This window comes from Streptomyces stelliscabiei (genome assembly GCF_014873495.1).
Classification (GTDB): Bacteria; Actinomycetota; Actinomycetes; order Streptomycetales; family Streptomycetaceae; genus Streptomyces; species Streptomyces bottropensis.
Genome location: NZ_JADBGF010000001.1, coordinates 9,102,816 through 9,117,099 on the forward strand (window position 1 = coordinate 9,102,816; position 14,284 = coordinate 9,117,099).

The window sequence follows — 14,284 nt, forward strand, 5'->3', positions numbered from 1 at the left end:
ACGCTCCTGACCCGCTCGCGAAAGGTTCTGGCGAGGCGATCAGCCGGGACCACCCAGCACGATCTTCCACACACGGGTCGCCACCTGGAGGTTCAGCCGGTCCTCGACGTTCGCCAGGTCGTAGCCGCTGATGTCGCGGATGCGCTGGAGCCGATAGCGCAGCGTGCTGCGGTGGATCGTGAGGGATTCCGCGGTCTCGTCGTAGTTGCCGCCGCAGTCGAAGTACCGGGACAGGGTCTCGACCATGGCGGAGTTGTGCAGGGAGTCGTAGTCGATGAGCTGCCCGAGCCATTCCTGGACGAACGTCTCCAGTTCCCGGTGACCGTTGCCGGGTCCCAGGATGCGGTAGAGGCCCAGCTCGTCGAAGAACGTCGTGCCGTAGCGCTCACGGGAGTGACGGCGCACTTCCATGGCGCGCTGCGCCTCCTGGTAGCGGTGAGGTATGTCGTCCAGGGAGTCGCAAGGGGCGCTCACCCCGATCGTTCCGGACCGTGTCCCGGTCTCCTGGGCGAGCGCCTCGTACAGCGCGCGGGCGTGCGGCCTGTCGTCGGCGACCAGGACCACGTGGTCGGAACGGCGGGTCAGCAGCGAGCGCATGCCCACGGCGGAGGCCGCCCGTCCCACGGTCCGCGCGAAGGAGTCGTCCACGGTCCGGTTCGGCCACTGCACCACGACGATGTAGTGACTGCGGTGCAGGTCGTGTCCGACTGCCTCGGACCGGGCGTAGGCGCTCGCCCCATCCGTCCCCGCCAGGAGGTCGTCGACCAGCTCGCGGTGCAGCCTCAGCTCCACTTCGGCCAGATCGCGCAGGTGCGTCAGCTGCGGGGCGAGCGACGCGGCGGCGTGTTCCAGCGCGAGCACGGTGTGCTCGTCGGCCTCGGCCCGGGCATCGACCAGGCCCAGCACGCCCAGGATCTCGCCGTGCGGGCGGACCAGGGTGATCAGCCGGTCCTTCACTCGCACCGGCCCGGCCTGACGGGCGACGGCGTGCAGCATGTCGTCCTGGTGCACGGGGTCCGGCTCGGGATAGGGGTCGGGGCGGCCCGGGCCGGTCCAGGACCTCAGCCGACCGAAGCGGTCCTCGACCAGCGCGGGGAGTCCGGTGAGCCTGTGCAGTGCGCGGGTGATGGCTTCCTCGCCGCCGCCGTTCGAGGCGGCGACCTCGGCCATCAGCGCGTGAACGGCCCGCTGGTACCCCAGCTCCGCCACGACGGAGATCAGCTGCCGCTGGAGGGCCGAGCGTTCGTCCCTCAGCCGGTGCAGCTCCCACGCGTCCTCGCGTCGGCGGCGGTGTGCGAAGGCGACCGACAAGGCGGCAGTGGTGTGCCGGACGATCGTGGCGAGCAGGGATAGCTCGGCCTCGGCCGGCCGTGAGCGGGACGTCACCACGAGGTAGCCGTGGAGGCCCTCATGTCCGCGTAGCCCCAGAGCCCGGCCCCAGGGCCTGCCGGGTACGGTCACGGGTCCGTCCCGCCCGGCCAGCTCCCGCACCCTACGGCCCACGGCCGAGGCGGGCCTCTGCCCGTTCCTCGGGCTGGGGACCAGGTGGCCGCCCACCTTGAGGTATCCGGTCTCGGCGCGGTATGGCCCCGCGGCGGCTATGTGGTCCATGGCCAGTCGCAGGATCTCGCCTTCGTCCGGGGTGTCGAACAGGGCGCGCGAGAGCACCGTCAGATCGCGGAGGGCACGGTCGGCCGGGGTACGAACGGATGGGCGGGGCCGTGTGCGCGCGGCCGTGGCCTTCCGCCGGGCGCTGCCCCGCGGAAGGCTGCTCGCCCGGTCGGAGCGGTGGTGGTACAGGCTGTTCGTCCTACTGCCGGCCATGGGATCACTCCGTTCTCCATGAGCCTTCAGGGAGGCGAGCGGTATGTCGCGTACCCGCTCCCGGCCTGCCTACCCGAGATGCTCCGGTTCTTTCCCTCGTACTCGTGGGGCGACCGGACCCGCGCAATCCTGACTTCCCAGGCGCAGGCGTGGAGCCACCCGGTTCGTCACCCTGGGGAGTGCTCGAGATCCTCCGTGCGCACCGGTGCGAAACCGGCGGAGGCTCGACCTCTACCTGAACGAACGTGATCCGGAGAGTCGGCGCAGGCGCCGTACCGGGAGGAGTTCCCCATGGCCAAGGCAGTGGGCATCGACCTGGGCACCACCAACTCGGTGATCGCCGTGTGGGAGGGCGGTGAGCCGTCCGTCGTGCCCAACAGCGAGGGCAACCGCACGACACCGTCCGTGGTGGCCTTCACCGACACCGGGGAACGCCTGGTGGGCCAGTTGGCCCGGCGCCAGGCGATCCTCAACCCCAAGGGCACCATCTACTCGGCCAAGCGGTTCGTCGGCCGGCACTTCGACGAGATCTCCGACGAGGCCAGGGCGGTGGCGTACGACGTCGTCGAGGGCGACGGCGGGGCCGCCCGCTTCAAGGTGCGCGACAAGTTGTACGCGCCTGAGGAGATCAGCGCACAGGTGCTGCGCAAACTCGCCGACGACGCCTCCAAGCAGCTGGGGGAGCGGGTCACGGAGGCGGTCATCACGGTGCCCGCCTACTTCAACGACGCTCAGCGCACCGCAACCAAGGACGCGGGACGGATCGCCGGACTGGAGGTGCTGCGGATCATCAACGAGCCGACGGCGGCCGCCCTCGCGTACGGCATGGACAAGAAGGAGCACGAGACCGTCCTCGTCTTCGACCTGGGCGGCGGCACCTTCGACGTGAGCATCCTCGACGTCGGCGACGGCGTGGTGGAGGTGCGCTCCACCGCCGGTGACAGCCACCTGGGGGGCGACGACTTCGACCGGCGTCTGGTGGATCACCTCGCGGACGACTTCCAGAAGGAGAACGGCATCGACCTGCGCAAGGACCCGCAGGCGCTGCAACGCCTGTTCGAGGCGGCGGAGAAGGCCAAAACCGAGCTCAGTTCGGTGACGCAGACGCAGGTCAGCCTGCCGTTCGTCACCGCCGACGCCTCCGGGCCCAAGCACCTCACCGACTCGATCATGCGGTCCACGTTCGAGCAGATCACCGGCGACCTGGTGGAGCGCTGCCTGGGACCGGTGCAGCAGGCGATGGCCGACGCCAAGGTCGGTGACAGCGACATCGACGAGGTCATCCTCGTCGGCGGTTCCACCCGCATCCCCGCTGTCCAGACCCTGGTCCGCCGGCTGACCGGCGGCAAGGAACCCAACATGAGCGTCAACCCCGACGAGGTCGTGGCCCTGGGCGCCGCGATCCAGGCCGGGGTGCTCAAGGGCGAGGTCAAGGACGTCCTGCTGCTCGACGTCACCCCCCTGTCGCTGGGCGTGGAGACGCGCGGCGGAGTGATGACGAAGATCATCGAGCGGAACACCACCATCCCGGTGCGCCGCAGCGAGACCTTCTCCACCGCCGAGGACAACCAGTCGGCCGTCGATGTGGTGGTCCTCCAGGGCGAGCGCGAGCGGGCCGCCGACAACCGGGTGCTGGGCCGGTTCCAGCTCACCGACATCCGGTCGGCGCCGCGGGGCGAACCGCAGGTCGAGGTCACCTTCGACATCGACGCCAACGGCATCCTCAACGTCAGGGCCCGCGACCGGGACACCGGCAAGGAACAGGGCATCACCATCAGCGAGAGCTCCAACCTGGACCGCGGTGAGGTCGAACGCATGGTCCAGGAGGCCGAGAGCAACCGGGGTCAGGACCAGGCACTGCGCGAGGCCGTCGACGCCCGCAACGAACTCGACGCCGTCGCGTACCAGGTCGAGAAGCGCCTCGCCGAACTGGGCGACGCGGCGCCGGCGCACGAGAAGGCACGCGCCGAGATGCTCGTGTCCGACGCCCGGGCGGCGGTCAAGGACGAGGCGGGCGCGGAGCACGTGCGGCCTCTGGCCTCCGAACTCCAGCAGGTGCTCGCGGGGCTGACGGCTCATCAGGACGCAGGTGCCACGGGCGGCGGTCCGGGCCAGGACGCCGCCGCCGGCGGTCCCACGAGTGGCGGTGACGATGATGTCATCGACGCCGAGTTCGACAAGGGCTGAGGCGCGCCATGGCCACCCACCCCCAGGAACCCGACCGGGCCGCGTCGGATCCGGTCGTACCGGTCCCGGAGGGCGCCGGACGCCCCCCGCGCGGGGATCTGCCCCGTCCGGGCCCGCCCCGGTCCGAAGCGGCGAACGGCGAACCGGGACCCGACGCGGCCGGTCCCGCGCGTGCCGAGGACGAGTACACGACCGCGATCCGGGAACTGGAGGACCGCTGGCGGCGCGCACTCGCCGACCTCGACAACCTTCGCAAGCGTCACGCCAGGGAACTGGAGCGCGAACGGGCGGTGGAGCGGTCCCGCACGGCGGCCGCCTTCCTGCCCGTCCTCGACAACCTCGAACTCGCCCTGACCCACGCGGGCGCCGGTCCGGACGCGATCGTGGAGGGCGTCCGGACCGTACGCGACCAGGCGGTGAACGTCCTCGAACTGCTCGGCTACCCGCGGCACGCGGAGACCGGCGTCGCCTTCGACCCGGCCCGGCACGAGGTGGTCGGTGTCGTCCAGGACCCCGACGCCCCACCGGGCACGGTCGTCCAGGTGCTCCGCCCCGGCTACGGGGACGGCGACCGGCAGCTCCGGCCCGCCGCCGTGACCGTCGCGAAGCGGGAGTGACCGGTCATGGCACGGGACTTCTACGAGGTGCTGGGCGTGTCGCGGACCGCGAGCCAGGACGAGATCCAGCAGGCATATCGCAGACTCGCCCGCAGGCATCACCCTGACGTCAACAAGGACCCCGGGGCGGAGGAGCGTTTCAAGGACCTCAACGAGGCACACAGCGTTCTGTCCGATCCCGGGACCCGGGCCCGCTACGACCGCTTCGGCGAGGACTTCCGCAAGATCCCCGAGGACTTCGACGAACGGGTCGCGGCGGGAGCGGGCGGCGGCTTCCGCGGTCGGGGGACCGCAGACGGGGGCGGTCCCCGCGTCCGGTACACCACCGGCTTCGGCGACGAGTTCGGCGCGGAGGGCATCGACATCGAGGACCTGTTCGGCTCCATGTTCGGAGCCGGCGCCGCCCGGGGCGGCGTCCCCGGAGCGGACCAGGAGGCCGAACTGCCGCTCACCGTCGAGGAGGCGTACCGAGGCGGCCGTCGCACCGTCACGCTCGCGGGTCCCACCGGGCAGCCGCGGCGCTACGAGGTCGACGTGCCGCCGGGCGTCACCGACGGGCAGCGCATCCGGCTGGCGGGTGAGGGCGGCCGGGGCAGCGGTGACGCCGCCGCGGGCGACCTGTACCTGCGCGTGCGTGTCCAGCCCCACCCCCGGTTCCGGCTGCAAGGCCGGGACGTGCACGTACAAGTCCCGGTCACCCCCTGGGAGGCGGCCCTGGGTGCGACCGTGCCGGTGCCCACCCCCGGCGGTGGCACGGCCAAGGTCACGGTGCCAGCGGGCTCGTCCAGCGGCAGGCGGCTGCGGCTGCGCGGCGAGGGCATGCCGAACCCGCGGGGCGCGAACGGCGACCTGTACGCCGAACTCCGCGTCATGGTGCCGCCGACCCTCGGCGACCGGGAGCGCGACCTGTTCGAGGAGCTCGCCGCCACTTCCTCGTACGACCCCAGGAGGATGTGATGAAGGACCGACCCGCGGGAGCGACAGGCATCGGCCGGGACGGCGGGGGCGCCCGTCCGGTGCGGACGGGTGCCGACCTCACCGCCTCGACGGCTGTCCGGTACGCGCTCGTGCCCGTCCCCAGGCTCTCCCTGGCCGCCGTGGCCCTTCGCTCGGGCCTCCACCCCGATCTGATCCGCCGGTTCGTCGCCCTCGGCCTGGTCGACGCCGAACGCGACGCCGCGGGGCGCCTGGTGTTCGACCCCACGGCCCCGGCGGTCCTCGCCCGCATCCAGCGGCTGCGCACCGGCCTCTGCCTCAACTACGCATCCATCGGCCTGGTGCTGGACCTGCTCGACCGCATCAGCCTGCTCGAAGCCGCCCTGCGCGGCCGTGGCACGAGGAGTGAAACACCCCCATGGACATGAACCGTCTCACTCAGAAGTCCCAGGAAGCCCTCCAGGAGGCCCAGACCGCGGCCGTCGGCATGGGGCACACCGAGGTCGACGGGGAACATCTGCTGCTCGCACTTCTCGATCAGGAGGACGGTCTGATCCCGCGGTTGCTGCAACAGGCCGGCGCCGAGCCGCAGGAACTGCGCGCCGCCGTGGGAGAGGAACTCTCCCGCCGCCCGAAGGTCACCGGCCCCGGCGCGGCACCCGGCCAGGTCTTCGTCACCCAGCGCCTCGCCCGCCTGCTCGACGCTGCCGAACGGGAGGCCAAACGCCTCAAGGACGAGTACGTGTCCGTGGAGCACCTCCTGCTCGCGCTGGCCGAGGAGAGCTCTTCGACCGCCGCTGGGCGACTGCTCAAGCAGGCCGGCATCACCGGGGACTCGTTCCTGAGCGCGCTCACCCAGGTCCGCGGCAACCAGCGCGTCACCTCCGCCAATCCCGAAGTGGCCTACGAGGCGCTGGAGAAGTACGGTCGCGACCTGGTCCTGGAGGCCCGGTCCGGGCGGCTGGACCCGGTCATCGGCCGGGACGCTGAGATCCGCCGTGTCACCCAGATCCTCAGCCGCAAGACCAAGAACAACCCCGTCCTCATCGGCGATCCCGGCGTCGGCAAGACCGCCATCGTCGAGGGCCTGGCCCAGCGCATCGTCCGCGGCGACGTTCCCGAGGGCCTGCGCGACAAGACGGTGTTCGCCCTCGACATGGGCTCTCTGGTCGCCGGCGCCAAGTACCGCGGCGAGTTCGAGGAACGCCTCAAGGCCGTGCTCAGCGAGGTCAAGGCCGCCGAGGGACGGATCCTGCTCTTCGTCGACGAGCTGCACACGGTCGTCGGCGCGGGCGCCGCCGAAGGGGCCATGGACGCGGGCAACATGCTCAAGCCGATGCTCGCCCGCGGCGAACTGCACATGATCGGCGCGACCACCCTCGACGAGTACCGCAAGCACATCGAGAAGGACGCCGCCCTCGAACGCCGCTTCCAGCAGGTCCTGGTCGAGGAACCCAGCGTGGAGGACACCATCTCCATCCTGCGCGGACTTCGCGAACGCCTGGAGGTCTTCCACGGTGTCAAGATCCAGGACACCTCGCTGGTCGCGGCGGCGACGCTCTCCCACCGCTACATCACCGACCGTTTCCTGCCCGACAAGGCCATCGACCTCGTCGACGAGGCCTGTGCCCGGCTGCGTACCGAGATCGACTCCATGCCCGCCGAACTCGACGAGATCACCCGCCGGGTGACCCGTCTGGAGATCGAGGACGCGGCCCTGTCCAAGGAGAGCGATCCCGCCAGCAAGGCCCGCCTGGGGGAACTGCGCAGGGAACTGGCCGACCTGCGCGGCGAGGCCGACGCCAAACGCGCCCAGTGGGAGGCCGAACGGCAGGCGATCCGCCGCGTGCAGGACCTGCGCCAGGAGCTGGAGCAGGTCCGCCTTGAGGCGGAGGAGGCCGAACGCGCCTACGACCTCAACCGCGCCGCCGAACTCCGCTACGGCCGACTCCAGGACCTGGAGCGCCGGCTCGACGCGGAGGAGGAGCAACTGGCCGCCAAACAAGGGCAGAACCGGCTGCTGCGCGAGGTCGTCACCGAGGAGGAGATCGCCGAGATCGTCGCCGCCTGGACCGGCATCCCCGTCTCCCGCCTCCAGGAGGGCGAACGCGAGAAACTGCTGCGCCTCGACGAGATCCTGCGCGAACGGGTCATCGGCCAGGACGAAGCCGTCAAACTCGTCACCGACGCCATCATCCGCGCCCGCTCCGGCATCCGCGACCCTCGACGCCCCATCGGCTCGTTCATCTTCCTCGGCCCCACCGGCGTCGGGAAGACCGAACTGGCCAAGACCGTCGCCCGGACTCTGTTCGACTCCGAGGAGAACATGGTCCGCCTCGACATGAGCGAGTACCAGGAGCGGCACACCGTCAGCCGGCTCATGGGCGCACCGCCCGGATACGTCGGCTACGAGGAAGGCGGTCAGCTCACCGAGGCCGTACGCCGCAAGCCGTACTCGGTCGTGCTGTTCGACGAGATCGAGAAGGCGCACACCGACGTCTTCAACACCCTGCTGCAGATCCTCGACGACGGCCGCATCACCGACGCTCAGGGCCGCACGGTCGACTTCCGCAACACCGTGATCATCATGACGTCCAACATCGGCTCCGAGCACCTCCTCGACGGCGCCACCGCCGAGGGTGAGATCAAGCCCGACGCCCGCGCCCTGGTGGTGGGCGAGCTGCGCGGGCACTTCCGCCCGGAGTTCCTCAACCGCGTCGACGACATCGTGCTGTTCAAGCCGCTGGGTGAGCGGCAGATCGAGCGGATCGTGGAGCTGCAGTTCGACGAGCTGCGGCGGCGGCTCGCCGAACGCCGCATCACCGTCGAACTCACCCCTGCCGCCCGCGAAGTGATCGCCCACCAGGGCTACGACCCGGTGTACGGGGCCCGCCCACTGCGCCGCTACATCTCCCACGAGGTGGAGACGCTGGTCGGACGCGCCCTGCTGCGCGGCGACGTCCAGGACGGCGCGACGGTCCGCGTCGACGCCGAACACGGAGAGCTGGTGGTCACCTACGACCAGCCCGGGGACGTGAAGGGAGCGCGGGCGGCATGAGCACGATGCAGGCGACGACCGTCAGTTGTCCGAACTGCGGGCGCACCAACCGGGTGCCCGTGGCCGCGGAGGGTCGCCCCAGGTGCGGCCACTGCAAGCAGCCCCTGCCGTGGATGGTGGACGCGGGCGACGACGACTTCACCGAGGTCGCCGAGCGGGCCGACGTCCCCGTCGTGGTCGACCTCTGGGCCACCTGGTGCGGCCCGTGCCGCATGGTGAGCCCCGCGCTGGAGAAGGTCGCCACCGATCTCGCCGGCCGGATCAAACTCGTCAAGGTCGACGTCGACAAGAACCCGCGGCTGTCGCAGCGTTTCCAGGTCCAGGCGGTACCGACACTGCTCGTCCTCGACCAGGGCGAGACGGTCGCCCGGCAGGCGGGGGCGGCGCCCGCCCCCGCTCTGCGCCAGTGGGTGGAACAGTCGATCACGGCCTGGGAAGGGTGATCCGGATGACCCTGCACGCAGACCCCCACCTCGCGCTTGTCCGGCCGGTCCAGCCGCTCACCCCGGAAGGGTGTCAGGAGTGTCTGCTGCTCGGCTCCCCGTGGGTCCACCTGAGGCTCTGCCTGACCTGCGGGCACGTCGGCTGCTGTGACTCCTCGCCGAACAAGCACGCGCGCAGGCACGCGGCTGGCGACGCCCATCCGATCGTGCAGTCGTTCGAGCCCGGCGAGGACTGGCGCTGGTGCTACGTCCACGAGGCGTTCGTCTGATGTCCGGCGACCAGTCGCTGCCGGGCGAAGGACCGGTGCCGGAGGAAGCGCACGAGGCCGTCTTCTGGGAGACCCCGGACGTCTACGGCGCGTATCCGCGCCTTACGGAGGACCAGACGGCACGTCTGGCGGAGCACGGGCAACGCCGGAGCATGGCTTCGAACGACGTGCTGATCCGGGAGGGGGAGCGCTGCGAGACGTTCTTCGTCGTCCTCAGCGGTACCGTCGCCGTCGTCGAGGACTACGGCACCTCCGAAGAGCACGTCCTGCGCGTGCACGGCCCCGGTCGCTTCATCGGCGAACTCGGGCTGCTGCACGGACAGGTGGCCTTCTACACCGCCGTCGCCAGGGAGCCGGGCGAGGTCCTCGTCGTCTCCTTGGACCAGTTGCGCCACCTGGTGTCCCAGGACTCCGCCATCGGGGACGTCGTACTGCGCGCCTGTCTGGGCCGTCGCGCGCTGCTCGTCGGACAGGGCGCCGGCTTCCGCATCATCGGCTCGCGCTACTCGCCCGACACCAGGCGGCTGCGCGAGTTCGCCATCCGCAACCGGCTGCCGCACCGCTGGATCGACCTGGAGACCGACGAGGAGGCCGAGGACCTGCTGCGCCGCTTCGGCGTCGGCCCGCAGGAGACACCGCTCGTCATCTGGCGGGACACCACCCTGTTGCGCAACCCCAGCAGCGCGGAACTTGCCCGGCTCATCGGCCTGCCGTCACTGCCCGCCGGAAACCGTCTCGCCGACGTCCTCATCGTCGGCTCCGGGCCCGCCGGCCTCGCTGCCGCGGTGTACGCCGCCTCCGAGGGCCTGAGCACCACCGTGGTGGAGGCGATGGCCACCGGCGGCCAGGCCGGCACGTCGTCCCGCATCGAGAATCTGCTCGGCTTCCCCGCTGGCATTTCCGGTGCCGAACTCACCGAACGCGCCCTGCTTCAGGCCGACAAGTTCGGCGCCGAGATCAGCATTCCGGTGGAGGCGACCGGTCTTCGTCCCACGGACGGGGACCACTACGTGGTGGCGTTCGCCGACGGCAGCGAGATCGCCGCTCGCGCCGTCGTCCTGGCCACGGGTGCCCGCTACCGCCGGCTCCAGGTGCCCGGCATCGAACGCCTGGAGGGAACGAGCGTCCACTACTCGGCGACCGTCTACGAGGCCCATCAGTGCCTCACCGACCCGGTGGCCGTCGTCGGGGGAGGCAACTCGGCGGGCCAGGCGGTGCTGTTCCTCGCCGGGTACGCGCCGAAGGTGCACCTGCTGGTCCGAGGACCCAGCCTTGAGGCCAACATGTCACGCTACCTGGTCGACCAGGTCGAGCAACATCCGCGAGTGGAGGTCATGCTGCACACCGAGGTCACCGAGGTCATCGGCCAGGAGGTGCTGGAGGAGCTCGACGTGGTCGACAACCGCACGGGCGGGCACCGCAGACTCGCGGTACGGGGCCTGTTCGTCTTCACCGGCGCCGAACCCCACACCGAGTGGCTCGCCGGCAGGATCGCGCTCGACTCGCGCGGCTTCGTCCTCACCGGCCCGGAGTCCCAGGAAGCCTGCGCCCACCCCGAGGTGTGGGGCGGGCGCTCGTGCATGACCCTGGAGACGAGCCTGCCCGGGGTCTTCGCGGTAGGGGACGCCCGGAGCGGCTCGGTGAAGCGGGTGGCCTCGGCGGCCGGTGAGGGCGCGATGGCCATCCACTTCGTGCACCGGCACCTAGGGCACTCGGCCGCACCGGGCACCACGGGCACGTCCGGTGCCGCGGGCGGCTCGGACGTCTCCGCACGCCTACGTCACAAGGAGTCCGCATGGCTCGCATGACGAATGGCGGGCGATGAGATCACGAGAATTCTCGCGCGGCACCAGAAGGTCAGTAACGGGTCAGTGTGAGTCCTGATACACCTGGCGCCGACTGACCGGACATACGAATCGTTGTACTCTCCGAAGACCGCCCTTGACCTGCATAAAGCAGGCAGGGAGCAGACGAATCGGGAGCTTCGCCATGTTCCGCACCATGTTCAAGTCCAAGATCCACCGCGCCACCGTCACCCAGGCCGACCTGCACTACGTAGGCTCCGTGACCATCGACGCCGATCTGCTCGACGCCGCCGACCTGCTGCCCGGCGAGCTGGTGCACATCGTCGACGTCACCAACGGCGCCCGTCTGGAGACGTACGTCATCGAGGGCGAGCGCGGCTCGGGAGTCGTCGGGATCAACGGTGCCGCGGCCCATCTCGTCCATCCCGGGGACCTGGTGATCATCATCAGTTACGCTCAGGTCTCCGACGCCGAGGCCCGCGCACTGAAGCCCAGGGTCGTGCACGTGGACAGCGGCAACCGGATCGTGGCCCTCGGCTCGGACGCCTCCGAGCCGGTGCCGGGTTCGGACCAGCGGCGCAGCCCGCAGGCCGCCACCGTCTGAAGGTCACGCGCGAGCGCCCGGCGTCCCCGATCCGCACGCGAGGAGTGCCATGAGCGACGTACAGATCCGTGACGACCGGCCGGGCGGCCGGCTGGAGGCCTTCGCCGGTGACGAACTGGCCGGTCACATCCAGTACTTCGTCCTGGAAGCCCCGCGGCGCGCACTCGTCCCGGTCCACACGATCGTCGAGCCCGCGCACGAGGGACGGGGCGTCGCGGGATCGCTGGCCAGGGAGCTGTACGGCATCGCGGCCCGCGAGGGCGTCGTCGTCGCACCGCTGTGCCCGTACGTCGTCAAGTGGGCGGAACGCCACCCCGACGAGGCCCCCGTCGCTGATCCCGAGCTGCTGCGGGCGGCGAAGGACTGGCTGATCGCCCACCCGGAAGGCTTCTGAGGGACGGGCCGGCGGGGGCGGTCACGGTGGTGCGGCCGACCGGGTGACTGCCTGTGCGGACGACGGGTACCCGTGGCATCGGTCCTTGGACCGACGTACCCCATGGCTGGAGGACGCGATGACGTACCCCGACCGGGACCCCGTGCACCCGGACCCCGCCCCGGGCCCCGACCGCCCGGAACCCCTTCCGCAGCCCCCGTTCCCCGACCCCGTCCCCACCCCGGACCCCCGCCCCACCCCGACCCCGGACCCGATCCCCCAGCCCCCGGGCCCGGACCTGGTGCCGGGAGAACCCGGGCCCGGCCCGCTGTCCTAGGCGCACGAGGACGAGAAACGGCCCGGCGTGGATTCCTCCACGCCGGGCCGCGTCCAGCTGCCCAGGGGCGGGGGAACCTCAGGTCCCCTCAGACCCCGTCAGCCGTTCTACGCCTCGACCTCGGACCGGCCCTGCCCCCACAGCGTGTGGAACGAACCCTCCCGGTCCACCCGCCGGTACGTGTGCGCACCGAAGTAGTCCCGCTGCCCCTGAGTCAGCGCCGCGGGCAGCCGCTCGGCGCGCAGCGCGTCGTAGTACGCCAGCGCCGCCGCGAACCCCGGCGTCGGCACACCCTGACGCGTGGCCGCCACCAGCACCTCGCGCCAGTCGTCCTGCGCCGCCGCGATCTCCTGGGCGAACGCCTCGTCGGAGAGCAGGCTCGGCAGGTCGGGACGGGCGTCGTACGCGGCCCGGATGCGGTCCAGGAACGCGGCGCGGATGATGCAGCCGCCCCGCCAGATCGACGCCACCTTGCCGAGGTCGATGTTCCAGTCGTACTCGTCGCGGGCCGCGTCGATCTCGTGGAAGCCCTGGGTGTACGACACGATCTTGGAGGCGTACAGCGCCTGCTCGACCCGGTCGGCGAAGGCACCCGCCTCGGCCGCGCTCAGCGGGGTGGCCTTGGGGCCGGCCAGCGAGCGGGAGGCGTCGCGCAGCGCGGCGTGGCCCGACAGCGAGCGCGCGAAGACGGCCTCGGCGATGCCGGAGACCGGGACGCCCAGGTCCAGCGCGATCTGGACGGTCCAGCGGCCGGTGCCCTTCTGCTCCGCCTGGTCGACGACCACGTCCACGAACGGCTTGCCGGTGTCCGCGTCCACGTGGGCCAGCACCTCGGCGGTGATCTCGATCAGGTACGAGTCGAGCCGGCCGGTGTTCCAGGTGCGGAAGATCTCCGCGATCTGCGCGGGGCTGTATCCGGCCACATCGCGCAGCAGCTGGTAGGCCTCGCCGATCAGCTGCATGTCGGCGTACTCGATGCCGTTGTGGACCATCTTCACGAAGTGCCCGGCGCCGTCCGGCCCCACGTGTGTGACGCACGGCGCGCCGTCGGCGGCCTTCGCGGAGATCTTCTCCAGCATCGGGCCGAGGGAGTCGTAGGACTCGACCGGGCCGCCCGGCATGATGCTCGGGCCGTTGAGCGCGCCCTCCTCACCGCCGGAGATACCGGCGCCGACGAAGTGGATGCCCTGCTCGCGCAGCGCGGCCTCACGGCGGCGGGTGTCGGCGAAGTGCGCGTTTCCACCGTCGATGATCATGTCGCCGGGCTCCAGCAGCGGCGCGAACTCCTCGATCACCGCGTCCGTGGGCCCGCCCGCCTTCACCATGACCACCAGACGCCGGGGGCGCTCCAGCGCCTGCACGAAGTCCTTGGCGGTCTCGGCCGCGATGAAGTCGCCCTCGTGCCCGTGCTCCTCGATCAGCGCGTGGGTCTTCGCCGCGGAGCGGTTGTGGACGGCGACCGTGTAGCCGTTGCGGGCGAAGTTGCGCGCGAGGTTGCTCCCCATGACCGCGAGGCCGGTGACGCCGATCTGGGCTGAAGTGCTCATACGGTTGGCTCCTATGGATCCTGATATCGGTGGTGCCGTTCCTGCACGCCAGTATTGTCCTTCCGGCCATCCTGACGTGCACCGGCCCCGTCCGCACTGCGCGGTCTGCCGGGCTTGAGTACGCAGGAAGGGCCCTACCTGCCTCAATGGGGCGCGCAACCCGGTGGTTTGCGCGCCGTCCCTGCTCACTCGTGCGCCGGACGAGGGCACTTACGCGCCGGAGCAGGTCGCTTACCCGCCACACGCGGGACCAGAGCGGCTGAATTTTCGTCTTGTCCTGGCCG

The 14,284-nt window shown here is 71.0% G+C and carries 13 protein-coding genes; 11 read left to right on the forward strand and 2 right to left on the reverse strand.

Annotation, left to right across the window (positions count from 1 at the left end):
• Positions 1-39 precede the first annotated feature (39 nt).
• On the reverse strand, positions 40-1,824 hold the full coding sequence (locus tag H4687_RS39710; RefSeq protein WP_046912772.1) for a helix-turn-helix domain-containing protein: 1,785 nt from the start codon (positions 1,822-1,824) through the stop codon (positions 40-42).
• A 291-nt stretch (positions 1,825-2,115) separates the two neighbouring features.
• On the opposite strand from H4687_RS39710, the gene dnaK reads away from it, so the two are divergent.
• From dnaK to H4687_RS39765, 11 genes are all read left to right on the forward strand, one after another.
• Positions 2,116-4,011 carry a molecular chaperone DnaK gene (gene dnaK, locus H4687_RS39715; RefSeq protein WP_046912771.1) on the forward strand — a complete coding sequence of 632 codons (1,896 nt, stop codon included), beginning with the start codon at positions 2,116-2,118 and terminating at the stop codon, positions 4,009-4,011.
• Positions 4,012-4,019: 8 nt separating this feature from the next.
• The gene (grpE, locus tag H4687_RS39720) at positions 4,020-4,628 is read left to right on the forward strand and encodes a nucleotide exchange factor GrpE (protein WP_046912770.1); all 609 of its coding nucleotides are present in this window, start codon (positions 4,020-4,022) and stop codon (positions 4,626-4,628) included.
• Between the two features lie 6 nt (positions 4,629-4,634).
• Positions 4,635-5,585, forward strand: coding sequence for a DnaJ C-terminal domain-containing protein (locus tag H4687_RS39725; protein WP_046912769.1), 951 nt, complete (start codon positions 4,635-4,637; stop codon positions 5,583-5,585).
• Complete coding sequence (locus H4687_RS39730; protein WP_046912768.1) at positions 5,585-5,992, forward strand: chaperone modulator CbpM; 408 nt, start codon at positions 5,585-5,587, stop codon at positions 5,990-5,992. The genes H4687_RS39725 and H4687_RS39730 overlap by 1 nt, the downstream gene beginning before the upstream one ends.
• Complete coding sequence (gene clpB, locus H4687_RS39735; RefSeq protein ID WP_046912767.1) at positions 5,983-8,622, forward strand: ATP-dependent chaperone ClpB; 2,640 nt, start codon at positions 5,983-5,985, stop codon at positions 8,620-8,622. The genes H4687_RS39730 and clpB overlap by 10 nt, the downstream gene beginning before the upstream one ends.
• Positions 8,619-9,065 (forward strand): thioredoxin, encoded by a 447-nt coding sequence (trxA, locus tag H4687_RS39740; RefSeq protein ID WP_046912766.1) that lies wholly within the window; start codon positions 8,619-8,621, stop codon positions 9,063-9,065. Before clpB ends, trxA begins: the two co-directional genes overlap by 4 nt.
• Before the next feature lie 5 nt (positions 9,066-9,070).
• Positions 9,071-9,334, forward strand: a complete 264-nt coding sequence (locus tag H4687_RS39745) for a UBP-type zinc finger domain-containing protein (RefSeq protein WP_046912783.1) — start codon at positions 9,071-9,073, stop codon at positions 9,332-9,334.
• Positions 9,334-11,142, forward strand: coding sequence for an FAD-dependent oxidoreductase (locus tag H4687_RS39750; protein WP_046912765.1), 1,809 nt, complete (start codon positions 9,334-9,336; stop codon positions 11,140-11,142). The genes H4687_RS39745 and H4687_RS39750 overlap by 1 nt, the downstream gene beginning before the upstream one ends.
• Before the next feature lie 181 nt (positions 11,143-11,323).
• Positions 11,324-11,743 carry an aspartate 1-decarboxylase gene (gene panD, locus H4687_RS39755; RefSeq protein ID WP_046912764.1) on the forward strand — a complete coding sequence of 140 codons (420 nt, stop codon included), beginning with the start codon at positions 11,324-11,326 and terminating at the stop codon, positions 11,741-11,743.
• A 49-nt stretch (positions 11,744-11,792) separates the two neighbouring features.
• A complete protein-coding gene (locus H4687_RS39760) occupies positions 11,793-12,137 on the forward strand; it encodes a GNAT family N-acetyltransferase (protein ID WP_046912763.1) in 345 nt (114 codons plus the stop codon).
• Between the two features lie 85 nt (positions 12,138-12,222).
• A complete protein-coding gene (locus tag H4687_RS39765) occupies positions 12,223-12,453 on the forward strand; it encodes a hypothetical protein (protein WP_192781773.1) in 231 nt (76 codons plus the stop codon).
• Positions 12,454-12,560: 107 nt separating this feature from the next.
• Here the strand turns inward: H4687_RS39765 and gndA are convergent, their stop codons facing one another.
• Entirely contained in the window at positions 12,561-14,000 is a 1,440-nt protein-coding gene (gndA, locus tag H4687_RS39770; RefSeq protein WP_046917807.1) for an NADP-dependent phosphogluconate dehydrogenase, read from the reverse strand.
• Positions 14,001-14,284: the final 284 nt, after the last annotated feature.

What these genes read in the sequence shown, in the direction of transcription:
- H4687_RS39725 (WP_046912769.1), top strand. Translation starts at nt 4,635, where the DNA reads ATGGCACGGGACTTCTACGAGGTGCTGGGCGTGTCGCGGACCGCGAGC.
- H4687_RS39710 (WP_046912772.1), bottom strand. Translation starts at nt 1,824, where the DNA reads ATGGCCGGCAGTAGGACGAACAGCCTGTACCACCACCGCTCCGACCGG.
- H4687_RS39730 (WP_046912768.1), top strand. Translation starts at nt 5,585, where the DNA reads ATGAAGGACCGACCCGCGGGAGCGACAGGCATCGGCCGGGACGGCGGG.
- panD (WP_046912764.1), top strand. Translation starts at nt 11,324, where the DNA reads ATGTTCCGCACCATGTTCAAGTCCAAGATCCACCGCGCCACCGTCACC.
- dnaK (WP_046912771.1), top strand. Translation starts at nt 2,116, where the DNA reads ATGGCCAAGGCAGTGGGCATCGACCTGGGCACCACCAACTCGGTGATC.
- H4687_RS39760 (WP_046912763.1), top strand. Translation starts at nt 11,793, where the DNA reads ATGAGCGACGTACAGATCCGTGACGACCGGCCGGGCGGCCGGCTGGAG.
- H4687_RS39745 (WP_046912783.1), top strand. Translation starts at nt 9,071, where the DNA reads ATGACCCTGCACGCAGACCCCCACCTCGCGCTTGTCCGGCCGGTCCAG.
- grpE (WP_046912770.1), top strand. Translation starts at nt 4,020, where the DNA reads ATGGCCACCCACCCCCAGGAACCCGACCGGGCCGCGTCGGATCCGGTC.
- gndA (WP_046917807.1), bottom strand. Translation starts at nt 14,000, where the DNA reads ATGAGCACTTCAGCCCAGATCGGCGTCACCGGCCTCGCGGTCATGGGG.
- H4687_RS39750 (WP_046912765.1), top strand. Translation starts at nt 9,334, where the DNA reads ATGTCCGGCGACCAGTCGCTGCCGGGCGAAGGACCGGTGCCGGAGGAA.
- clpB (WP_046912767.1), top strand. Translation starts at nt 5,983, where the DNA reads ATGGACATGAACCGTCTCACTCAGAAGTCCCAGGAAGCCCTCCAGGAG.
- trxA (WP_046912766.1), top strand. Translation starts at nt 8,619, where the DNA reads ATGAGCACGATGCAGGCGACGACCGTCAGTTGTCCGAACTGCGGGCGC.